Here is a 22853-nt window from a genome sequence, read left to right as displayed (position 1 = left end):
TGGAAGGCGGCTTGCGCCGCGCGAGGAAGGGTGCCGGCGGACCGGCGAATCGCTTACTTCAGCAGGCGGGTGCGGCTGGCGACCAGGGCGATAACCAGGGACAGGCCACCGAGGTAGGCGATGGCCGCCTGCATGCCGACGAAGTGGGCGACGGCGCCGATCGCCGGCGGGCCCATCAGGCTGCCGCTGTAGGCCATGCCGGCCACCGCCGCCAGGGCCGCCGGGCCCTGGGCGCCGGCCGCACTGAACACGAAGGGGAACAGCAGCGCCAGGCCGAGACCGGCGGCCGCGAAACCCGCCAGTGCGACGTGGGCACTCGGGGACACGACGGCGAACAGCAGGCCGCTTGCCGAGATCATGGCGCCGAAGGTGACAAGGCGCTGGGCGCCGAAGCGCACTTTCAGCTTGTCGCCGACCATGCGCGAGAGCAGCATCATGACCGAGAAGCAGGACAGGGCCAGCGGCGCCAAGCCATCGGACGCGCCGAAGTGTTCTTTCAGGAACACACCGCTCCAGTCGGCGATGCTGCCTTCCGCCATCGAACCCAGGAAACCGAGGGCGCCCAGCAGGGCCAGCGAACCGCGCGGCAGCGAGAAAGGCTCCTTCTTGATCTGTTCGACATCATCGTCGGCGTCCATCATGCTGAACGCACCCCACAGCACGACCGCCAGCGGACCAGCCAGCATCAGGAAGTGGGTCGCCGGGGCGATCTTCATGGTGGCCATCAGGCTGCCGAGGGTGGCGCCGGCCAGGCCGCCGGCGCAGCAGAGTCCGTGCAGCATCGACAGCTCCGACTTGCCGGTCTGCTTTTCGCGCCTGGTGGCGGCCGAGTTCATGGCGACATTGAAGATGCTGGCGGTGATGCCCAGCATCAGGACCGATACCATCAGACGCTGCACCGTCGGCGCCAGGCCGATAGAGACCAGCACGCCCAGCAAGGCCATGCCCGAGACCAGCATCGACTTGCGAGCCCCGATACGGCCCATCAGGAACGATGACAGCGGGCAGGACAGGACGGCGCCCAGGCCGCCGCACAGCAGGACCATCGACAGGGCCGAATGCGAGACCTGCACACACTCGGCCAGGGCCGGGATACGGCCGGCCCAGGAGCCCATGATCAGGCCGAATAGTGCGAACAGGACAGGTAGTGCGTACTGCTGGGTTTGCGCGAGGGAAAACGAACGTTGGGTCGAAACAGTGGTGTGCATCGGTAACGAGATTGTTAAATTTTTTCGGTGGGTTTTCTTAAGTGCCAGCCGATCCTGAGCGTTTGAATTAATTCGTCAGGAAGCTGATGGGAGGCAATTTTAACGACCAAAAAAATTTTTTGTTTGCCGTGCGGAAAAATATTTAGGAGCGTTGTTTTACGTCGACGCAAAGATGGCAACTTCCTTGGCGAATAGTTACCAAAGCGTGCAAATCCGCCTGATTTGAGGCCGAAATTCGCCTAAATGTAAGCAAATATTGCTGAGATACCATGACTGGCGCACGGTTGAATACCACCGAAACCCTTGGTAATCCATAAATAAAACGAAATGCGCATCCATCGAGATCATCAAACATTGGCCCAAATGGAATAATTAAACTGGCAGGAAAGCTGCACATTCTTCGGTTTATTTATATCCCTTATTTGCGTGATCTATTACCTGTGATTAATATGTGAATTGTGAAATGCAGAAATGGACCAGATCCGCACATGACTTATACCGAGACATCAGAAAAGGCATTGCCAAAAATGCAGAAAGCCAGCCTGCCGGTATGCCGACAAGGCTGGCTCCCTGGTCCGGCAAGCCGGAACGCGCTTCAGACGAGCTGCAGGGTCACGTCGATGTTGCCCCGCGTGGCATTCGAGTAAGGGCAGACGATGTGGGCGCGATCGATGAGGGTGCGCGCCTCGTCTTCCGGCACGCCCGGCAGGCTGATCTGCAGCAGCACTTCGATGCCGAAGCCGGTCGGGATGGGGCCGATGCCGACACTGCCCTGCACCGACACGTCCGGCGAGATCTTCAGCTTGTCACGCGCGGCCACGAATTTCATCGCGCCCAGGAAGCAGGCCGAGTAACCTGCAGCAAACAGCTGTTCCGGATTGGTGCCGTCGCCGCCGGCGCCGCCCAGTTCCTTCGGGGTCGACAGCTTGACGTCGAGCGCATTGTCGGAAGAAACAGCGCGGCCGTCACGGCCGCCGGTGGCTTTGGCGCTTGCACGGTAGAGGACTTTTTCGATTGCCATGGTGATGCTCCTTGTCTGATTGGGCCTTGCCCATAATTAAAACGCTATTTTATAGCGCGCTATTTAAATATCGGCAGCGTCCGGGATGGTCTTCGTCCCTGTGGCAGCCGCCATTTGTTGAACACGGAGCCATAATACATAGCGCGCTATTCTATTGCAAGCGATATTTATGCTTTCATGCGGTCCGCATGAATTCGTACCGCGTGACGCGGACCAAGCCTCAGATGCGGCGCACCGACTCCCGCACGATCAGGCTCAGGGGCGGCATGTCCATGCCCGCCTGCTCGTGGCCCAGCATGGTCAGCATCATGCGGCCGATATTGGTGCCCACTTCGTACAGCGGCTGGCGCACCGTGGTCAGGGGCGGCGTCGTGTACATCGAGCTGTGCAGGTCGTCGAAGCCGACGATCGAGATATCGTCCGGCACCCGGATGCTGCGGCGGTAGAGCGCCAGCCGCGCGCCATAGGCGGTCAGGTCGTTGCCGGCGAAGATGGCGGTGAAGCGCTGGTTCGAGGCGAGCAGCTGGTTCACCGCCAGCAGGCCACCCGACTCCTGGAAGTCGCCCGCCACCGTCAAGTTCGGATCGACCTCGATGCGGTGTTTCGCGAGCGTGTCGCGGTAGCCGGCCAGTCGTGCGCGCGCATCCTCGTGGTCGGCCGGGCCGGTGATCATCGCGATGCGGCGGTGTCCCTGTTCGACCAGGAAGTCGACCGCTTCGCAGGCGCCGCGGTAGTTGTCGAGGCCGAAGCTCAGCACCCGCTCGCCGGCCACCTTGCGGCCGAAGGCGACGATGGGCACGCGCCGCGAGAAATCGAGGATCTGGCGGTCGCTCATATTCCCGGTCAGGATCGCCACGCCATCGACGCGGCGCCCGATCAGCAGTTCGACCCGCTCGGCCTCCTCGTCAGCATGCCAGTGGCCGCTCATGATGAGGAGGGCATAGCCGGAATCCTTCACCGCATCCTCGATGCCGACCATGGCGCGGTTGAAGTAGCCGCTCTCGAGCGACTGGGTCAGCACGCCGATGGTGCGGGTGCTGCCCATCTTGAGGCTTTGCGCCAGGCGGTTCGGCTTGTAATTGAGCTCTTCGATCACGCGCTCGATGGTGCGGCGCTTTTCATCGGAGACCTTGGCGGTGCCGTTCAAGAAGCGCGACACCGTGGCGGGAGAAACGCCGGCGGCGCTCGCGACCTGGTTCAGGGTAGTGGTGCCGCTGCTGATCTCGTCGTTTTTCATGAAGTCGTATGCCGGTCGGATGACAGGGCTGAGCTTACCACGCCATGAAAATCTTTCATAGCTTTTGCACTAACGCAAACAGAACGCTCGTTCATTAACTTTTTAAAATTTCGTTTGACATCGGCTCCTAAGCACATTTAGCATGAAATCGTTTTCAAGATTTATGAAACCGATTTCTTGAAACACCTGCAAAGAAGCAATAAAACAAGATAATTCGAATATTGGAGACAACATGGAAACCTCTGCACCGCAGCGTCGCGGCGTCACGCGCCTGACCTTCGCCCCCATCCAGCTGGCCGTCCTGACCTTTGTCGCGGGCATCGGCAGCGCATCCGCCCAGACCGCAGCCGACATGGTCCGCCCGGGCGACGCCGCCAACCCGGCAGCCGCTACCAGCCCGGCCGCCACCCCATCCCCGGCCGTTAACAGCAACGGCATGGCGGAAGTCATCGTCACCGCGACCAAGCGCTCGACCTCGCTGCAGAAGACCCCGATCGCGATTACTGCCCTGAGCGCCGCGACCCTGGCCGACAACCACGTGCAGACCATGCTCGACGTGGTCCAGCTGGTGCCCGGCTTCCAGGCCACCGCCCAGGGCGACCACGGCGTCACCACCATGACCCTGCGCGGCATCGGCAACGACAGCGCCAAGACCCAGTACGCCGATCCCGAAGTCGCCTCCTTTGTCGACAACGTCTACTCGCCGCGCGCGGAAGGCGCCACCGCCCTGATGTTCGACGTCGAGGGCATCGAGGTGCTGCGCGGTCCGCAGGGCACGCTGTGGGGCCGCAACTCCACCGTCGGCGCGGTCAACATCCAGACCGTCAAGCCGGAGCTGGGCAGCCGCGCCGGCTATGTCGAAGGCGGTATCGGCGACTACAACCGCTATGGCATGCGCGGCGCCGTCAACATCCCGATCTCGGACAATGCCGCCCTGCGCTTCGCCGTGGTCCACGAGCAGCACGACGGCTACGTCGACTACCAGAAATTCCCGGGCGTGCCGGAGGCCCAGCAGCGCGCCGCCTATCTTGCCGCGGGCGGCGACCCGGCCAAGTTCCGCCTGATTAACCCGAACGACTTCGCCGTCGGCGACAGGAAGTACAACGCCCAGGACCAGACCGCCGCCCGCCTGAGCCTCCTGTGGCAGATCGCACCTGGCCTGCGCTGGAACATCGCCTACGAAAAGTTCGACGACCGCGGCACCCCGAGCGCGAACCTGATGCAAACTCCCCGTCCCGGCCAGGAACACTGGTCGATGCTGAGCGACAGCGCGCCCTGGATCGACCGCACCAGCCACAATGTGCGCAGCCGCCTGAGCTGGGACATCGGTTCGGACATGGCCCTGCACTACGTGGCCGGCTACTCCAAGTACAAGGGCACGATGCGCTTCGACCAGGACGGCGGCGCCACCGTGCCGACCTCCATCATCTCGGGCGCTACCTGGCAGGAACACACCACCACCGATTCCGATTACCGCAGCCACAGCCATGAACTGCTGCTGCAGTCGACCGGCACCCGTACCGTCGACTGGCAAACCGGCCTCTATTACGGCGCCGAGAAAAACAGCATCCGCTTCGACATCCCGGTCCTGAACGGCACCAAGGATGGCGGCAGCGTCGGCTGGCAGGGTTCCTTCATCCAGCCGAAGGAAACCGTCGATTCGGCGGCGGTGTTCGGCCAGGCCACCTGGAACGTGTCCGACAAGCTGCACCTGACCGCCGGCGCGCGCTACACCCACGACAAGCGCGAGAACATCGGCGGCCGCGCCTATACCTGGGCCTATGACGCCAGCGCGCCGCAGCTGCCGCTGAACCCGTCGATCGACCCGCGCGTCCAGCCGGGCTTCAAGGAAGACGTGCCGGGCAACGACGGCAAGTTCAGCGGCAGCAAGGTGACCTGGCTGGCGCGCGTGAACTACGACATCAGCAAGGACCACATGGTCTACGGCAGCGTCTCGACCGGCTACAAGTCCGGCGGCACGCAAGACCGCGGCCTGACCTACCAGCCCGAAACGCTCACCAACTACGAGGTCGGCTCGAAGAGCTCCTTCATGAACGGCGCCGTCAAGGTGAACAACGCCCTGTTCTACATGGACTTCAAGGACTTCCAGTTCAATTCGCCGGTCAACTTCTCGGACGGCAGCCGCGGCCTGTCGATCGAGAACGCGGAAGGCGCCGAAGTCTACGGCCTCGAAACCGAGATCGCGGCGCGCTTGAGCCCAAGCGACCGCCTGTCGGTGAGCTTCGCTCTCCTGAAAACCAAGCTGGGCGCCCTGATCGCAGGCTCCAACGACTACACCTTGCCGCGCCCCTGCGCCGCCAAGCCGGAGTTCGACCGCTGCCTCGACGTCACCGGCAACACTCTGCCGCACGCGCCGCGCTTCTCGACCACGATCATGTACCAGCACACCTTCAACCTGGCGAACGGCGGCACCCTGGTGCCGCGCGTGACGGCGCACTACGAGACCGACGCCGAACTGTCGGTGTTCAATTTCGGGCCGGAAGACCGCCAGGCAGCCTGGGCCAGCGCCGACCTCGGCCTGCGCTACCAGAACAAGGGCTGGTGGGTCGACGCCTTCGTGCGCAACGTGAACGACAAGAAGATCAAGACCAGCGCCTTCAACGGCTTCGGTCCGTGGCTGGCCCAGTACAAGCCGCCACGCACCATCGGCATCAACACCGGCTTCGATTTCTGATCCCTGCTTATCGAAGCCGGGCAGCACGGCGGGCCGGGACAGCGGTTCCGGTCCGCCTTTTTTTCACCTCGATTCACAACGCTCCATGACCCAACGTCCAATGTTTACTTCCGCCTTCGACAGCGTGCGCGATTTTCCGACCGACTTCACCTGGGGCGTCGCCACCAGCGCCTTCCAGATCGAGGGGGCCTCCCGCGCCGACGGCAAGGGAGCCTCGATCTGGGACACCTTCTGCGCCGCCCCGGGCAACATCAAGGACGGCAGCGACGGCCACATCGCCTGCGATCACTACCACCGCTACCGCGAAGACGTGGACCTGATGGCCGGCCTCGGCGTCGACGCCTACCGCTTCTCGATGGCCTGGTCGCGCGTCCAGCCCGATGGCAAGGGCGCCTGGAACGAGAAGGGTTTCGATTTCTACGACCGCCTGCTGGACGCCCTGGCCGAAAAAGACATCCGCGCCCACCTGACGCTCTACCACTGGGACCTGCCCCAGGCCTTGCAAGACCAGGGCGGCTGGCTCGATCGCGAGACCGCCCATCGCTTCGCCGACTATGCCCATGAGGTGACGCGCCGTTTCGGCAAGCGGATCGAGGCGATCGCCACCCACAACGAGCCCTGGTGCACGGCCAACCTCGGCTACGGCAACGCCCAGTTCGCGCCCGGTGTGCGCGACCTGAAACAGTCGATCCAGGTCTCGCACCACCTGCTGCTCTCGCACGGCCTGGCCATGCGCGCGATGCGCGCCGTCGGCAGCCCCGCGAAACTCGGCATCGTCCTGAACCAGTGGACCGCCGACCCGGCCACCGATTCCCAGGCCGACCGCGACCTGGCCGCCTTCGAGTACGCGCGCTCGACCCAGTGGTTCATGGACCCGATCTTCAAGGGCCACTACCCGGAACTGGCCCTGCGCGTGCACGGCGCCAACGCCCCTGAAGTCCAGGAGGGCGACTTCGACATCATCAGGCAGCCGATCGACTTCCTGGGCTGTAACTACTACTTCCGCTCCTGGTGCAGCGCCGACAATCCGCCGAAACCCATGCCGGGCAAGCACGGCTTCACCGACATGGGCTGGGAGATCTACCCCGAAGGCCTGCCGGAACTGCTGCTCAAGCTGAAAAGCGAGTACGACCTCCCGCCAATCTACATCACCGAGAACGGCATGGCCGCGCCGGATGTGGTGGAAGGCGGCCAGGTGCACGACGCCGGGCGCATCGCCTTCGTGCGCAGCCACCTGGAGGCCCTGCGTGAGGCGATGGCGCAAGGCGTCGACGTCAAGGGCTACTTCCTGTGGAGCCTGTTGGATAATTTCGAATGGAACTCGGGCTACGCCAAGCGTTTCGGCATCGTCCACGTGGACTATGCGACCCAGAGGCGCACGCTGAAGGACAGCGCGCTGTGGTACCGGGAATTTCTTGCGGCCCGCGGCGGCTGAGATGTCCGTAGGGTGGGCGGAGGACTCGCGGGGCCGCCCAGGCCCACCCTACGCCAGAACGAAGGAGGAGACATGCATAATTATTCGAACAGCCCCCGCCTGCTGGCCGACATCGGCGGCACCAATGCGCGCTTCGCGCTCGAAACAGGCAAGGGAGCCATCACGGCCATGCTGACGCTCCCCTGCGCGGACTATCCGCGCTTCGAGGACGCAGTGCACGCCTATCTGGCGCACTTCGACACGCGGGTGGAGCACGCGGTGATCGCGATCGCCAACCCGGTCGATGGCGACGCCATCCGCATGACCAACCACGACTGGGCCTTCTCGATCGCTGCTGCGCGCGCCGAGCTGAAACTCGATACCCTGCTGGTGGTGAACGATTTCACGGCCCTGGCCATGGCCCTGCCCGTGCTGGCAGCCGTCGACGTGGTCCAGGTGGGCGGCGGCGTGGCCCGCGCGGGCAGCGCCATCGGCCTGGTCGGCGCCGGCACCGGCCTGGGCGTCTCGGGGCTGGTGCCCGGCAATGGCCGCTGGGTGCCGCTGCACAGCGAGGGCGGCCACGTCGCCTTCTCTCCGCTGGACGAGCGCGAAGTCGACGTGCTGCGCTATTGCTGGCAGCGTTTCGACCACGTGTCGGCCGAGCGTTTCGTCTCCGGCCCCGGCATCGCCCTGATCCGTGAGGCGCTGGCCGCCAGCCGCGGCGCTTCTCCCGCACCCGAATTGACGCCGGCCGACATCGTCGCGCGGGCCCTGTCCGGCGGCGATGCGCTCAGCCGCGAAGCCGTGGACTGCTTCTGCGGCATGCTCGGCACCGTGGCCGCCAACCTGGCGGTGACGCTGGGGGCGCAGGGCGGCATCTATATCGGCGGCGGCGTGGTGCCCAAGCTGGGAGCGTATTTCGCCGACTCGCCCTTCCGCGCCCGCTTCGAGAAGAAGGGCCGCTTCAGCGCCTTCACCGCGCGGATTCCGACCTGGGTCATCACCGCGCCCTACCCGGCCCTGAGCGGCGCGTCGGCCATCCTGGCCGACCACCTGGCGCAGCATCCGCCGCTTCAGGCGCGCCGGCGCCTGCGCTCGGCCCTGCCGGCAGCCGCCCACCAGCACGGGGAGCTCGATCATGCGCAGCGCTAAACCGGCAGTGTCGCCGCTGCTGTGGGTTCCGACCGGCTACTTCACGATGGCCCTCGGCTACGTGATGCTCACCAGCGTCACCGCCATCATGTTCAAGAACCTGGGCATGGACAACGGCCGCGCCGCCCAGTATTCGAGCCTGCTGATCCTGGCCTATACCGTCAAGCCGCTGTTCGCGCCTTTCGTCGAGATGTACCGCACCAAGAAGTTCTTCGTGCTGTGCGCGCAGGTGCTGATCGGCCTCGGTTTCGCCGGCGTCGGCCTGGCGCTCGGCCTGCCCGGCTACATGGGCTTCCTGATGGTGGTCTTCTTCGCCCTGTCCTTCATCGGCGCGACCCAGGACATCGCCAGCGACGGCGTCTACGTCACCTCGCTCGACACCCGTGCCCAGTCGCTCTACTGCGGTATCCAGAGCCTGTCCTGGAACATCGGTCCCATCGTCGCCGCCGGCGGCATGGTCTTCCTGAGCGGCTACCTGCACACCAATGTGTTCGGCCATGATCCCAAGGTCTTCGGGCCGGACTGGATCGACGCCTGGCGCGTCATCTTCTTCCTGGTCGCGGGGATCACCCTCCTGATGGCACTGTGGCACCTGCGCTTCATGCCGCAGGGCGCGCGCGCCGCCGACACGCCTTCCAGCGTGCGCGACGCCGGCCGCATCCTGCTGGACGCCTTCGCTACCTTGTTCCAGAAGCGCGGCGTGTGGCGCATGATCGGCTTCGCCTTTCTCTTCCGCCTCAGCATCGGCTTCCTCGAGAAGATCGGGCCCTTCTTCATGGTCGATCCGGTCTCCAAGGGCGGACTGGGCCTGTCGAACGAGATGCTCGGCCTGATCTACGGCACCTACGGCCTGGCGGCCGTGCTGCTCGGCTCCCTGCTGGGCGGCTGGTATGTGGCCAGGCGCGGCCTGAAATCGACGCTGTTCGTGCTGTGCTGCGCGGTGAACATCCCCAACGTCACCTTCCTCATCATGGCCATCTACCTGCCCGGCAGCCTGCTCGCCATCACGCTCGGCGTCGTGGTCGAGAAGTTCTTCTTTGGCTTCGGCGCGGTCGGTTTCATGATCTACCTGATGCAACAGCTGGCGCCCGGCAAGTACACCACCACCCACTACGCCTTCGGCACCGGCCTGATGGCCCTGAGCGGCATGGCGACTGGTGTGGTCAGCGGCCACCTGCAGGAGATGATGGGCTACGTCAGCTACTTCGTGTTCGTGATGGTCGCGACGATTCCCTCCTTCATCGCGACCTGGTACGCACCCTTCCACCACGACGACGGCAGCGCGCCGGCGGCCGATGGGCAAGCGAAGGCGATGCCGGCATGAAGCGCCTGTTTCTCACCCTGCTGTGCGCAGCGGGCGGCGCCACTGCTGCACCAGGCATCGTCAAGGTCAACCAGATCGGCTTCCTGCCCGGCTCCCAGAAGCTGGCCGTGGTGCCGCAGGACGCCGGCGCGCGCTTCGAGGTGGTGCCGGCCGCGGGCGGCAAGCCGGTGTTCTCCGGCACGCTCGGTGCGCCGGCAAGATGGGACGCCTCCGGCGAAATCGTGCGCATTGCCGATTTCACGGGGCTCGTCGCGCCCGGGCAGTACCGCATCAAGGTGGACGGCCTGCCGCTGTCCGACGCCTTCCCGGTCAGGCCCGACAACTACCGCGCGCTGAGCGCGGCCTCGCTGAAGGCCTTCTACTTCAACCGCACCGCAATCGCGCTTGCCCCGCAATACGCCGGCGCCTGGGCGCGCCCGGCCGGGCATCCGGACGACAAGGTCGTGGTCCATGCGTCGGCCGCATCCGGCAGTCGTCCGGCCGGCACCGTCATCGCCAGTAGCAAAGGCTGGTACGACGCGGGCGACTACAACAAATACCTGCCCAGTTCCGGCATCTCGACCTATACCCTGCTGGTGGCCTTCGAGCACTACCCGCGCTGGTTCGAGCGCCTGGACGTGAACATCCCGGAGTCCGGCAACGGCGTGCCCGACGTCATCGACGAGGCGATGTGGAACCTCGCGTGGATGCTGTCCATGCAGGACCCGGCGGATGGCGGCGTCTATCACAAGCTCACCAACCTGAAGTTCGACGCCATGGTGATGCCGCACCTGGCGCAGAAGGAGCCGCGCTACGTGGTGGCCAAGAGCACCTCGGCTGCCCTCGACTTCGCCGCCACCATGGCGGCGGCCAGCCGGGTGCTGGCGCCCTACCAGAAGCAGTATCCGGGCATGGCGGCAAAGATGCTGGCGGCGAGCGAGGCGGCATGGAAGTGGGCGCAGGCGAATCCGGCGGTGCTGTTCAAGAATCCGCCGGACGTGGTCACCGGAGAGTATGGCGACGCCCGCGTGGACGACGAATTCGCCTGGGCCGCGGCGGAGCTCTATATCACGACCGGCAAGGACAGCTACTACACGGCGATGCAGCCGGAGACAGTGTCCAGCACCTACCCTGCCTGGGACGATGTGCGCGGCCTGGCCTGGATGTCCCTGGCCCACCACCGCGAGCGCCTGACGCCCCTGGCGGACCGCAAGCTGATCGCGGCGCGCGTCGACGGCCTGGCCGAACGCCTGGCCCAGGAATGGCGCACATCCGGATACCGGGTCCCAATGAAAGCATCGGACTTCGTCTGGGGCAGCAATGCCGTCATGCTGAACCAGGCCATGATGCTGCTGCAGGGTTACCGCCTGAATGGCAAGCGCGATTACCTGCTCGCGAGCCAGTCGGCGCTGGATTACGTCCTGGGCCGCAATGCGCTCGGCTATTCCTTCGTCACCGGCTTCGGCGCGCGCCCCTCGCTGCATCCCCACCACCGCCCATCGCAGGGCGACAGCGTGGCCGCGCCCGTGCCCGGCTGGGTCACTGGCGGCCCCCAGCCCTTCCAGCAGGACAAGGCCGAGTGCCCGCCCTACCCGAGCACCCTGCCGGCCCTGTCCTACCTCGACCACGTATGCAGCTTCGCCAGCAACGAGGTCGCCATCAACTGGAACGCGCCGCTGGTCTACGTCAGCGCCGCCCTGTCCGAACTGACCCCGAAGGACCCGAGCATGAGCGACAAGGAGAACACGAGCACGGCGCTGGACCTGCTGCGCCGCCAGGAAGCGCTGCTGCAGTTCGAGCGCTTCAGCAACGAGATGGCGCTCGACATCGGCCTGAAGCTGGTCGAGCGGGCGAAAGCGCGGAAGCAGGTAGTCACCGTCGAGATCGCACGCAACGGCCAGGTGCTGTTCGCCCACGGCATGGAGGGTGCGCCGCGCGACCACCTGGACTGGATCCGCCGCAAGAGCAACCTTGCCAACCGCACCGGCCACAGCTCCTTCTACATTCATACCGAAGCGGTGCAGAACGGTCTCGACCACGACGCCATTCCCAGCTTCGATCCGCGGGAGTATGCTGCACATGGCGGCGCCTTCCCGGTGGTGGTCAAGGGAACGGGCCAGGTCGGCACCATCACGGTCTCGGGACTGCCGGGCCCGGACGACCACCAGCTGGTGGTGGACGTGCTGAAGGATTACCTCGAGGTGAAGGGGGACATCTGATGAATGACACGGTACGCTGGGGCATCCTCGGCACGGGCGGCATCGCGCGCGCCTTCGCCCTCGGCCTGAAGCATGCGCCCGGCGCGGTGCTGGCCGCGGTCGGCTCGCGCACCCAGGACAGCGCCGACACCTTCGCGCGCGAGCTCGGCATCGCGCATGCCTACGGCTCCTACGAGGCACTGGCCGATGCACCGGAGGTGGACATCATCTACATCGGCACGCCGCACCCCATGCATGCCGAGAACGCCCTGCTGGCTCTGGGGGGCGGCAAGGCCGTCCTGTGCGAGAAACCCTTCACCATGAACCGGGTAGAGGCCGGCGAAGTCGTGGCGCTGGCGCGCGCCAAGGGTCTGTTCCTGATGGAAGCCATGTGGACACGCTTCATGCCTGCGCTTGCGGAAGTCAAGCGCATCATGGCATCCGGCGAGATCGGCGCCATCACCCAGGTGCATGCCGACTTCGGCTATTCCGCCACGCTCGACCCCGAACACCGCGTCAACAAGCTGGAGTTGGGCGGTGGCGCCCTCCTCGACCTCGGCATCTACCCGCTCTCGATCGCCTGCGCCCTGCTGGGCCAGGTGGAAAGCGTGCGCGCGCAGGCCGTCTTCACCGATACCGGCGTGGATGCGAGCACCGCCTTCACCATGAAGCACAGCGGCGGCACCCTGTCGATCTGCAGCTGCTCGATGCGCGCCCGCTCGGCCTCGGAGCTGGTGGTCTCAGGCACGGGCGGCAGCATCCGCATGCACCGCATGTTCCACCTGGCCGAGCGCATCACGGTCGAGCTGCAGGACGGCTCCTCGCGCACCATCCCGACCCCTTACCTGGGAAACGGCTACACGCATGAGGCCATCGAGGCCGGCCGCTGCCTGCGCGAAGGGCTGCTCGAGCATCCCTGGATGACGCTGGACGACAGCCTGAACCTGATGGCGCTGCTGGACGAAATTCGTGGACAGATCGGGCTGCGCTATCCCTCCGACTTGTAGGGTGGGCGGTCCCCCGCCCACGCGTTCAAACCGATGGAGAAGCGACACTCATCGTCCATGCCCACGCTGCTTGAACGCGTGGGCGGAATCCGCCCACCCTACGAACTGCGATCAAGGGGCACCGGGCGCTCGCCGATCTGCTGGCGCCACATCGCGTAATACAAACCCTTCTGCGCCACCAGCGCCTCGTGCGAGCCGGTCTCCACGACGCGGCCCTTCTCCAGCACGTAGATCGTGTCCGCATGCATGACGGTCGACAGGCGGTGCGCGATCAGGATCGTGATCCGGGCGGCGCTTGAAGAAAGCTGCCGCACGGTGTTCGTGATCTGTTCCTCGGTGAGCGAATCGAGCGCCGACGTCGCCTCGTCGAAGATCAGGAGGCGCGGCTCGCGCACCAGCGCCCGCGCGATCGACAGGCGCTGCTTTTCTCCGCCCGACAGTTTCATCCCGCGCTCGCCGATGATGGTGTCCAGCCCTTCCGGCGACTTCTCGACCAGGTTCGCGCAGGATGCCTGTTCCATCGCCGCCATGATCTGCGCGTCGGTCGCATCCGGCTTCACGAACAGCAAGTTGTCGCGGATGGTGCCGGCGAACAGGTTGGTTTCCTGGGTGACGAAGCCGATCTGCCGGCGCGCCTCGTTGTAGCGCAGGTCTTCGGTCGAGGTCTCGTTGTAATACACCTCGCCGCGCGCCGGCGTGTACAGGCCCACCAGCAGTTTCACCAGGGTCGACTTGCCGGAGCCGGACGGACCCACGAAGGCCACGGTCTGGCCCAGCGAGGCGCTGAAGGAGATGTCGACCAGCGAATCCTCGGGCGCACCCTTGTGGCGGAAGCCCACATCGGCGAAGCGGATCCGCGTCAGGGGCCCGATCTCGACGAAGTCCTGGGGCCGGCGCTCGATCGGCTTGTCCATCAAGGTGCGGAAATTGAGCAGCGACGCTTCCACCTCGCGGTGGGCGAGGATGATGTTGCCCAGTTCCTGCAGCGGCGCGAAGATCGCCACCGAGATGAACTGCATGGCGATCAGCTCACCGGTCGACAGCACGTGCCGGAAGATCAGCCACAGCAGCGCGAACAGGATGGCGAGCCTCAAGAGGCTCAGGGTGCTGCCCTGTAAGAAGGAGAGCAGGCGGATGCGCTTCACCTTCTGCATCTCGAGGGCGAAGATGCTGTCGGTCTGCTCGCGCAGGCGGCGGATCTCGGTGAAGGTCAGGCCCAGGCTCTTGATCAGTTCGATGTTGCGCAGCGACTCCGTAATGAAGCCGGAATTGCGGTTGGTCTCGCGCACGATCGAGCGCTGCTGGGTCTTGATCTCGCGGCTCAGCAAGCCGGTCAGGCCGCCCAGCACCAGCACCCCGATCAGGAAAACCGGCACCAGCAGCCAGTGCTTGGTCACCGCGTACCAGACCAGGAAGGACACCCCGACGATCGAGGCGAATACCGTATTGATGAAGGTGTTGATGAAGCGCTCGCTGTCGGCGCGCACCTTCTGCAGCAGCGACAGGGTCTCGCCGCTTCGCAGGTCTTCGAATTCCTGGTACTTCAGGCGCAGCACGTGGCGCAGGCCATCGTTGAAGATGGCCACGCCAAGGCGCTGCACGGTGAGCCTCGTCACGTATTCCTGCAAGGCCTTGGCCAGGCGCGAGAGCAGGGCCACCAGCACGGCGAGGCCGAGCAGGCGCAGCACGCCCGAGACCAGTTCTTCGTCGCTCTTCGTACCCGGGTCGAGCGCGTAGTCGTCGATGATCTTCCCGAAGATGATCGGGTCGACCAGGTTCAGGACCTGCGCCACCCCTGCCAGCAGCAGCGCCAGCGCGGCAAGGCGCCAGTGCGGGCGCAGATAGCTCCAGAGGATGTGCATCTTGCCATCCTACCAAGCCCCTCGAAGCCGGCGCGCACGGGCGCTTTTACCTCGCTTTACATTTGCCGCCCTGCGCCCCGTTCGCAGCGCTGCCGTTACACAGACAAGACGTTCATGGAAGGAGCAGTATGGTCACAGGTATCGGCAGCACCGGACTGGCGCAGGCAGCACTGGCGCCGGGGAAGAAATCACAGGCGGAAGAAACGGCATCGGCGACGCCGTCGGTCCAGACGACCGAAAGCGACAGCGTCAATACGGGCGGCGTCGAGACGCAGAGCGCGCTGTCGAGCGCCACCGCAAGGCTGGGCGACCAGCTGGATGCGCAGGCGGATGCCGCACGCGTCGACCGCGCCAGGGCGGAAGCCCCGCCGCCCCCGCCAGACGGTCCGCCACCGGCCGAGGGCAGCGGCGAGACCGAGGAAGCGAGCGCCCCGGCGGGCGCGCCACCCGCAGGCGCCCGCCCCGCCGGCGGCGGCGGTGGCGCTGCCGCGTCGAGGGAGACCGAGTCCGCCGACTACATCGCCGAGGCTGACACCAACTCGGACAAGAAGGTCAGCGACGAGGAACGCATCGCCTACGAGAAGAAGCTGGAACAGCAGGCGCAGGACAAGTCCGGCACCGTGCAGAAGGCCTATGGCCTGGTCGACGAGAGCGCGCCGGCAGTCAGCGCCACCGCCTGAGGCGGATGGTTTGCTGAGTTGATCTGAAGTAACGGGTTGCCTTAATCCATGTAAAAAAAGTAAAGTAGACGCATTTGCCACTTTGTTCCAGCATGGAGGTAAGGCGTGAACGACAGCAGCCGCGGCCCCTGGCCCCAGCGCCTGCTGCTTGCCACGGACCTGTGCGCGCGCTGCGACCGCCCACTGGACCGTGCCAGGCAGCTGGCGCTCGAATGGCAGTCCGAGCTCGTCATCCTGACGGTGCGCGATGGTCCGCGGACCCCCGAGGAAGTCTCTTCCTGGCTTGACCGCGACGGCGCGGCCCAGGCCTTCGAACTCGCCGCGCGCCGCGAGCTGGACGAGGAATTCCAGGACAGCGGCCTGGCACCGAGCCTGCGGGTGGTCGAGGGCGACGTCACCGACAGCATCCTGGAAGTCTCGGGAGCGATGCAGGACGCGCTGGTCGTCACCGGCGCGTCGAGCGAAGACAGCTTCCAGCAACTCATCCTCGGTTCCACCGTCGAACGCCTGGCCCGGGACCTGGCCCACCCGCTGCTGGTGGTGCGCCAGCGTACGCGCGGTCCCTACCAGCGCATCCTGGTGGCGAACGATTTCTCGAGCGCCGCCCGCAGCGCCCTCGAAACCGCATCGCGCCTGTTCCCGCGGCGCCGCATCGTCCTGTTCCACGTGCTCGAGGACCTGGCCGAACCGGTTGCCGGTGCGGTGCAGGAGGCCCTGGCCGCGAGCGAACGCTTCCTCGACGATTGCCCCCTCGCGCACGGCGCACGCGCGCACATCTCCACCTTCATCGGCCACGGCAGCGTGAGCGACACCATCGCCCGCTATGCGCTGGAACAGGCGACCCAGCTGGTGGTGCTGGGCGTGCATCCGCAATCCGGCCTGTCCCGCATGTTCATGGGCAGCCGCAGCGAAGACCTGCTGCAGCACCTGGCCTGCGACACGCTGCTGCTGCGCTCGCGCGAGGACCACGACGATGGCTGACCGACCTGCGCCAGGTGAGCGCTGATGCTGCTCCTGCTCGTTCTCCTGCCCTTCGGCGCGGCTTTCCTGGCGGCCTGCATGCCCGCCGGCTCGCGCCACCGCCCGGCCGCCGTCTCCGCCCTTGCCACCCTTGCGGCCCTCGCCCTCGCCGTCAGCCAGTTCGACCGCATCGCCGCCGGCGAGGTGCCGCAGGAACGCCACCCCTGGCTGCCCAGCTTCGGGCTCGACATCATCCTGCGCATGGATGGCCTGGCCTGGGTCTTCACCATCATGGTGCTCGGCATCGGCGTGCTGGTGCTGCTGTACGCGCGCTACTACATGTCCCGGCGCGACCCGGTGGCGCGCTTCTATGCCTACATCATGGCCTTCATGGGCTCGATGCTGGGCGTGGTCCTGTCGGGGAACCTGATCCAGCTGGTGGTGTTCTGGGAGCTCACCAGCATCACTTCCTTCCTCCTGATCGGCTACTGGCAGGAGCGCAACGACGCCCGCCGCGGCGCGCGCATGGCCTTCACGGTCACCACCATCGGCGGCCTGTGCATGCTGGCCGGGATGCTCCTCCTCGGGCAGATGGCGGGCAGCTACGAGCTGGAAAAGGTGCTCGCGGCCGGCAATGTCATCCGCGCCCACGACTGGTACCTGCCGGCCCTGGTGCTGGTGGCGCTGGGCGCCCTGACCAAGAGCGCGCAATTCCCCTTCCAATTCTGGCTGCCGCACGCGATGGCCGCGCCCACGCCCGTCTCCGCCTACCTGCACTCGGCCACCATGGTGAAGGCCGGAGTCTTCCTCCTGATGCGCCTGTGGCCGGCGCTGGCGGGCACCGAAGCCTGGTTCTGGATCCTCGCCGGCGCCGGCGTCTGCACCCTCCTGATCGGCTCCCTCTTCGCGATCTTCCAGCACGACATGAAGGGCCTGCTCGCCTATTCGACCATCAGCCACCTGGGCCTGATCACGGTATTGATGGGCATCGGCACCCCGCTGTCGGTGGTGGCGGCGATCTTCCACACGATGAATCACGCGGTGTTCAAGGCCTCCCTCTTCATGGCGGTCGGCATCGTCGACCACGAGAGCGGTACCCGCGACATGCGCATGCTGCGCGGCCTCAGGCGCGCGATGCCGCACACGGCGGCGCTGGCCATCGTCGCCAGCGCGGCGATGGCGGGCGTGCCCCTGATGAACGGCTTCCTGTCGAAGGAGATGTTCTTCGCCGAGACCATGATCGTCGGCGGTCTTGATAACTGGTGGATGTCGGTGGCGGCCGTCCTCATGGGCCTGTTCAGCGTGGTGTACTCGCTGCGCTTCATCAGCGTCTTCTTCGGCCCCTTGGCGCACGACCTGCCGGACACGCCGCACGAGCCGGCGCGCTGGATGCGCGTGCCCATCGAGTGCCTCGTCCTGCTGTGCATCGCGGTGGGCGTGATGCCCGAGCGCGTGGTGGGCGACGTGCTGGCGGTGGCGGCCGGCTCGGTGCTCGGCCCGACGCTGCCGGAGTACAGCCTGGCGATCTGGCACGGCGTGAACCTGCCCCTGATGATGAGCGTGGCCGCGCTGGGTGGCGGCGTTCTGTGCTACCTCCTGCTGCGCAACCGCTTCGAGCTGCGCGAGCGCGACCGGGTGCCGGTGCTGCACCGCCTGAAGGGGGCGCAGATGTACGAGAACACCATGCTCGGCCTGTCTTCCGGCGCGGCCTGGCTGCTGCGCTGGACCGGCACGCGCCGCCTGCAGCCGCAGCTGCTGGTGCTCATGACGGCGATGGTGCTGGTGCCGCTGCTGCTGGCACGCCCGGTGCACGATCTCGTGACGCCTTCTCTGCTGGACGCCGACCCGCTGTTCGCCATGCTCTGGCTGATCGGCGCCGGCTGCGCCGTGGCCGCGGCCTGGCAGGCGAAGTACCACCGCCTGACGGCGCTGGCGCTGGTGGGCGGCACGGGCATGATTACCAGCATTACCTTCCTCTGGCTCTCCGCCCCGGACCTGGCGCTGACCCAGCTGATGGTCGAGACGGTCACCACGGTGCTGGTCCTGCTCGGCCTGCGCTGGCTGCCGCTGCGCTTCCAGCCCGAGCACCTGAAGGGCCGCGTGCCGCTGGAGTCGTGGCTGCGGCGTTCGCGCGACCTGGGCGTGGCCCTGCTCGGCGGGCTGGCCCTGGCCGCGGCCAGCTATGCGGTGCTCACCCGCCCCGGCGCTACGGCGCTGCGCGACTTCTTCGTGCAGCGCGCCTTGCCCGAAGGGGGCGGCGCCAACGTCGTGAACGTGCTGCTGGTCGACTTCCGCGGCTTCGACACCCTGGGCGAGATCACCGTGCTGTCGGCGGTGGCCCTGACCGTGTATGCGCTGCTGCGGCGCTTCCGCCCGGCCCCCGAGAGTATCGCGATCCCGGTGCAGCAGGCCAACGACGTCGATCCGGCGGTGAACCAGAAGCCGGCGCAGCAGGCGCGTGACGGCTACCTGATGGTGCAGGCGGTCTACCTGCGCCTGCTGCTGCCGGTGATGGGCGTCATCGCCGTCTACTTCTTCATGCGCGGCCACAACCTGCCGGGCGGCGGCTTCGTCGCCGGCCTGATCTTCGCCACCGCCCTGATCGTGCAGTACATGGTGGCCGGCACCGACTGGGTCGAATCGCACCTGCGCCTGCGGCCGCACCGCTGGATCGGCCTCGGCCTGATTTCCGCCTGCGGCACCGGCATCGGGGCCTGGCTGTTCGGCTTCCCCTTCCTCACCAGCCATACGGCCCATGTGACGCTGCCCCTGCTGGGCGAACTGCACATCCCCTCGGCCTTCGTGTTCGACCTCGGCGTCTTCCTGGTGGTGGTCGGCACCACCATGCTGATCCTGGTCGCCCTGGCCCACCAGTCGCTGCGCAGCCGGCGGGTTCCGGGCGCCGCGCCCAGCACCAGCCTGTCGTCCCTGTCGCCCACCAAGGAGATCCGCTAATGGAAGCCGCGCTCGCCATCGCCATCGGCATCGTGTTCGGCTCGGGCATCTGGCTGATCCTGCGCCCGCGCAGCTTCCAGGTGCTGATCGGGCTGATGCTGATGTCCTATGCCGTCAACCTCTTCATCTTCGCCATGGGCCGCCTGAGCGTGGACCGGCCGCCCCTCACACCCGCCGGGACGCCGCCCGATCCGGCGCTGCTGGCCGACCCGGTGCCGCAAGCCCTGGTGCTGACCGCCATCGTGATCGGCTTCGCCACCACGGCGCTCTACCTGGTCGTCATGATCGGAGCGCGCGGCCTGACCGGCACCGACCACGTGGACGGGGAGGAACCGGAAGAATGATTCTGGACTTGACCCATGTGGACTGGCCCCGCCACCTCGTGATCGTTCCGGTGCTGCTGCCCCTGCTGTGCGGCGCGCTGCTCGCGCCGCTCACCCAGGGCCGGCACCGGCTGAAGTTCGTGGCCAGCTACGGCTCGGCCCTGCTGCTGCTCGCGAACGCGCTGGCGCTGGTGTGGCTGACGGACGTCCAGTGGCCGGGCGGCGTCGGGGTCTACCTGGCCGCCAACTGGGCCCCGCCCTTCGGCATCGCCCTGGTGGCCGACCGCCTGTCCAGCATGATGCTGGTGCTCACCGCCCTGCTGGCACTGTGCGCCCTGCACTACGCCCAGCCGCGCTGGAGCCGCATCGGCGTGCACTTCCACTCGCTGTTCCAGTTCCTGCTCATGGGGATCAACGGCGCCTTCCTGACCCACGACCTGTTCAACCTCTTCGTCTTCTTCGAGGTGATGCTGGCGGCCTCCTACGGCCTGGTCCTGCACGGCTACAACGTGGCGCGCCTGCGCGCCAGCATGCAGTACATCGCCATCAACCTGGCCGCCGCCCTGCTGTTCCTGATCGGGGTCGCGATGATCTACGCCACCACGGGCACCCTCAACATGGCCGACCTGGCCGCCCGGGCCCCTGCCTTGGCCGGTCCGGAGGCCGGCCTGCTGCGCACCGGGGTGGCCGTGCTGGCCCTGGCCTTCCTGGTGAAAGGCGCGATGTGGCCGCTGGGCTTCTGGCTGCCGACCACGTATTCGGCCGCCTCGCCGCCGGTGGCCGTGATGCTGGTACTGATGACGAAGGTCGGCGCCTACGTCATCCTGCGCATCTGGCTGCTGGTGTTCGGAGCAGGCGCCGGCCCGGCGGCGCACTTCGGCTACGATGCCCTGCTGTGGGGCGGCATGGCGACCATCGTGTTCGGCGCGGCCGGCATGCTGGCCACCGACACGGCCGGGCGCATGGCCGGCTATGCCGCCATCGTCTCCTCGGGCACGCTGCTGGCGGTGATCGGCTACGGCGAGCCGCTCCTGGTGACGGCGGGGCTGTATTACTACCTGGCCTCGACGATCGCGATCGCCGCCTTCGTGCTGCTGATCGAGCTGGTCGACCGCATCCGCACGCCGGGCGCCGCGATGCTGGCCCTGACCATGGAAGCCTATGCGGTCGAGGACATGCCGGCCGAACCGAAAGGGAAAGGCGTGCCGGCCGCCATGGCCTTCCTGTCGCTGGCCTTCGCCGCCTGTTCATTGACGATCGCCGGCCTGCCGCCGCTATCGGGTTTCGTCGCCAAGTTCGGCATGTTCCACGCCCTGCTGCAGCCGGGTGCGCATGGCGGCGGCATCGGCCCCATGGGCTGGTCGCTGATGGCCCTGATCATCCTGTCCGGCCTGATCGCCATCGTGTCCCTGATGCGCTTCGGCGTGCGCACCTTCTGGGCCGCGGAGATCGTCGGCCCGCCGCGCTTGCACACTGCCGAGGTGATGCCGGTGGCGGCCCTGCTGGTGGTGTCGGTCGTGCTGACGATCCAGGCGCAGCCGGTGTTCTCCTACCTGGCGCGGGCGGGCGCCGACATCCACCGCCCGCAGCTCTATATCGATGCGGTGCTGGGCACGCAGCCGGTGCCAGGCCCCGCATCGCAGGAGGTGGCGCCATGACGCCCTGGCTGCCCTGGCCCCTCGTCTCGCTGCTGCTCTGCGCACTGTGGCTGCTGCTGAACCAGGCGCTCGATCCGGCCAACCTGCTGTTCGGCGTGCTGCTCGGCGTCGCCGTGCCGCTGCTCACGCGCCGCCTGCAGCCGCTCGGCTATCCGCGCCTGCGCAAGCCGCTGGTCTTCCTGCGCCTGATCGGCATGGCCTCCGTCGAGGTGGTGCGTTCCTGCCTGAACGTCTGCAGGATCATCCTGTTCCGCGACTACGGGACGGTCAGGGCCGAGTTCATGCGCATCCCCCTGCACCTGCGCGACCCCTACGGCCTGGCGATGCTGTCCTGCCTCATCAACATGACGCCGGGGACGGTGTGGGTGGAGCTGCTGCCGGACACGCACGAGCTGTCCCTGCACGTCTTCGACCTGCACGACCAGCAGTGGTGGTTCGACACCATCAAGGACCGCTACGAGCGGCCGCTGATCGAGATCTTTGAATCGGAGAGTAACGATGCAAACCCTGCTTGAACTGGCGGTCGGCTACGCCCTCGTGTGCGTGCTGGTGGCGATGGCCTTCTGCGCCGTGCGCTTGCTCATCGGCCCCTCGGCCCACGACCGCGTGCTGGCCCTGGATACGCTGTGGATGTGCGGGATGCTGCTGGCCCTGGTGCTGGGCATCCGCTTCGGCACCCAGGTCTATTTCGAGGCGGCGATCCTGATCGCATTGGTCGGCTTCGTGTCGACCATCGCGATGGCCAAGTTCCTGATGCGCGGGGAGATCATCGAATGAAGGGCATCGAATCGATTCCGGACTGGGCCGCCCTGCCGGTGGCCCTGCTGCTGGTGCTGGGCGCCAGTATCATCCTGACCGGCGCGCTGGGTCTCCTGCGCCTGCCGACCTTCTACCAGCGCATGCACGGGCCGGCGATCACCGTGACCCTGGGCGCGGGCTGCCTGCTGCTTGCCTCGATGCTCTACTTCACGGTGGAGCAGTCGCGCCTCGTGATCCATGAACTCATCATCGCGATCTTCCTGCTGCTGACGGCGCCGGTGGTGGCGATGACGATCATGCGCGCGGCGGTCTACCGCGACCTGCGGGCGAGGAAGCACGATGCTGGCGCAACGGCGGGTGGCGTCTATGAGATCGCTGAGCAGACACGCGTCCATCGGCCCGGGCAGCCCGACTGAAGCTT

Annotated in this window: 18 protein-coding genes; 14 read left to right on the top strand and 4 right to left on the bottom strand. The window is 66.4% G+C overall.

All coding sequences use genetic code 11. The features are described from left to right. Positions 1-53: 53 nt before the first annotated feature. From ACQ7JA_RS11785 to ACQ7JA_RS11775, 3 genes are all read right to left on the bottom strand, one after another. Positions 54-1208 (bottom strand): MFS transporter, encoded by a 1155-nt coding sequence (locus ACQ7JA_RS11785; RefSeq protein WP_430897827.1) that lies wholly within the window; start codon positions 1206-1208, stop codon positions 54-56. 595 nt (positions 1209-1803) lie between these two features. Beyond that, complete coding sequence (locus ACQ7JA_RS11780; protein WP_231059284.1) at positions 1804-2229, bottom strand: organic hydroperoxide resistance protein; 426 nt, start codon at positions 2227-2229, stop codon at positions 1804-1806. 220 nt (positions 2230-2449) lie between these two features. After that, on the bottom strand, positions 2450-3466 hold the full coding sequence (locus tag ACQ7JA_RS11775; protein WP_430897823.1) for a LacI family DNA-binding transcriptional regulator: 1017 nt from the start codon (positions 3464-3466) through the stop codon (positions 2450-2452). A 232-nt stretch (positions 3467-3698) separates the two neighbouring features. Between ACQ7JA_RS11775 and ACQ7JA_RS11770 the strand changes: the two genes are divergently transcribed. The 6 genes from ACQ7JA_RS11770 to ACQ7JA_RS11745 all read left to right on the top strand — a co-directional run bounded on the left by ACQ7JA_RS11770 (position 3699) and on the right by ACQ7JA_RS11745 (position 13235). After that, a complete protein-coding gene (locus tag ACQ7JA_RS11770; protein ID WP_430897819.1) occupies positions 3699-6161 on the top strand; it encodes a TonB-dependent receptor in 2463 nt (820 codons plus the stop codon). Positions 6162-6246: 85 nt separating this feature from the next. Next, entirely contained in the window at positions 6247-7596 is a 1350-nt protein-coding gene (locus ACQ7JA_RS11765) for a GH1 family beta-glucosidase (protein ID WP_430897817.1), read from the top strand. A gap of 72 nt (positions 7597-7668) precedes the next feature. Continuing rightward, the gene (locus ACQ7JA_RS11760) at positions 7669-8727 is read left to right on the top strand and encodes a glucokinase (protein WP_430897815.1); all 1059 of its coding nucleotides are present in this window, start codon (positions 7669-7671) and stop codon (positions 8725-8727) included. Then, positions 8714-10051 carry an MFS transporter gene (locus ACQ7JA_RS11755; RefSeq protein WP_430897813.1) on the top strand — a complete coding sequence of 446 codons (1338 nt, stop codon included), beginning with the start codon at positions 8714-8716 and terminating at the stop codon, positions 10049-10051. Before ACQ7JA_RS11760 ends, ACQ7JA_RS11755 begins: the two co-directional genes overlap by 14 nt. Then, positions 10048-12249, top strand: a complete 2202-nt coding sequence (locus ACQ7JA_RS11750; RefSeq protein ID WP_430897811.1) for a heme-degrading domain-containing protein — start codon at positions 10048-10050, stop codon at positions 12247-12249. The genes ACQ7JA_RS11755 and ACQ7JA_RS11750 overlap by 4 nt, the downstream gene beginning before the upstream one ends. After that, positions 12249-13235, top strand: coding sequence for a Gfo/Idh/MocA family protein (locus tag ACQ7JA_RS11745; protein ID WP_430897809.1), 987 nt, complete (start codon positions 12249-12251; stop codon positions 13233-13235). The genes ACQ7JA_RS11750 and ACQ7JA_RS11745 overlap by 1 nt, the downstream gene beginning before the upstream one ends. A 98-nt stretch (positions 13236-13333) precedes the next feature. On the opposite strand, the gene ACQ7JA_RS11740 is transcribed toward ACQ7JA_RS11745, so the two are convergent. Beyond that, positions 13334-15097, bottom strand: coding sequence for an ABC transporter ATP-binding protein (locus ACQ7JA_RS11740; protein WP_430897807.1), 1764 nt, complete (start codon positions 15095-15097; stop codon positions 13334-13336). 128 nt (positions 15098-15225) lie between these two features. Here ACQ7JA_RS11740 and ACQ7JA_RS11735 point away from each other — a divergent pair, with 128 nt between their 5' ends. The 8 genes from ACQ7JA_RS11735 (at position 15226) to mnhG (ending at position 22848) form a co-directional block, all read left to right on the top strand. Continuing rightward, positions 15226-15777: a hypothetical protein gene (locus ACQ7JA_RS11735; RefSeq protein ID WP_430897805.1), complete on the top strand. Its 552-nt coding sequence runs from the start codon at positions 15226-15228 to the stop codon at positions 15775-15777. 105 nt (positions 15778-15882) lie between these two features. Further along, complete coding sequence (locus ACQ7JA_RS11730; protein ID WP_430897803.1) at positions 15883-16758, top strand: universal stress protein; 876 nt, start codon at positions 15883-15885, stop codon at positions 16756-16758. Positions 16759-16782: 24 nt separating this feature from the next. Further along, on the top strand, positions 16783-19692 hold the full coding sequence (locus ACQ7JA_RS11725; protein WP_430897801.1) for a monovalent cation/H+ antiporter subunit A: 2910 nt from the start codon (positions 16783-16785) through the stop codon (positions 19690-19692). Then, positions 19692-20036: a Na+/H+ antiporter subunit C gene (locus ACQ7JA_RS11720; RefSeq protein ID WP_430897799.1), complete on the top strand. Its 345-nt coding sequence runs from the start codon at positions 19692-19694 to the stop codon at positions 20034-20036. Before ACQ7JA_RS11725 ends, ACQ7JA_RS11720 begins: the two co-directional genes overlap by 1 nt. After that, positions 20033-21673, top strand: a complete 1641-nt coding sequence (locus tag ACQ7JA_RS11715) for a monovalent cation/H+ antiporter subunit D (protein ID WP_430897797.1) — start codon at positions 20033-20035, stop codon at positions 21671-21673. The genes ACQ7JA_RS11720 and ACQ7JA_RS11715 overlap by 4 nt, the downstream gene beginning before the upstream one ends. After that, the gene (locus ACQ7JA_RS11710; RefSeq protein WP_430897795.1) at positions 21670-22188 is read left to right on the top strand and encodes a Na+/H+ antiporter subunit E; all 519 of its coding nucleotides are present in this window, start codon (positions 21670-21672) and stop codon (positions 22186-22188) included. Before ACQ7JA_RS11715 ends, ACQ7JA_RS11710 begins: the two co-directional genes overlap by 4 nt. Then, positions 22172-22450: a K+/H+ antiporter subunit F gene (locus ACQ7JA_RS11705; RefSeq protein WP_430897793.1), complete on the top strand. Its 279-nt coding sequence runs from the start codon at positions 22172-22174 to the stop codon at positions 22448-22450. The genes ACQ7JA_RS11710 and ACQ7JA_RS11705 overlap by 17 nt, the downstream gene beginning before the upstream one ends. Beyond that, positions 22447-22848, top strand: a complete 402-nt coding sequence (gene mnhG, locus ACQ7JA_RS11700; protein WP_430897791.1) for a monovalent cation/H(+) antiporter subunit G — start codon at positions 22447-22449, stop codon at positions 22846-22848. Before ACQ7JA_RS11705 ends, mnhG begins: the two co-directional genes overlap by 4 nt. Positions 22849-22853 lie beyond the last annotated feature (5 nt).

The organism is Massilia sp. BKSP1R2A-1, from assembly GCF_050586525.1.
Lineage (GTDB): Bacteria > Pseudomonadota > Gammaproteobacteria > Burkholderiales > Burkholderiaceae_D > Telluria.
This window is presented reverse-complemented; position numbering and strand designations above follow the sequence as displayed.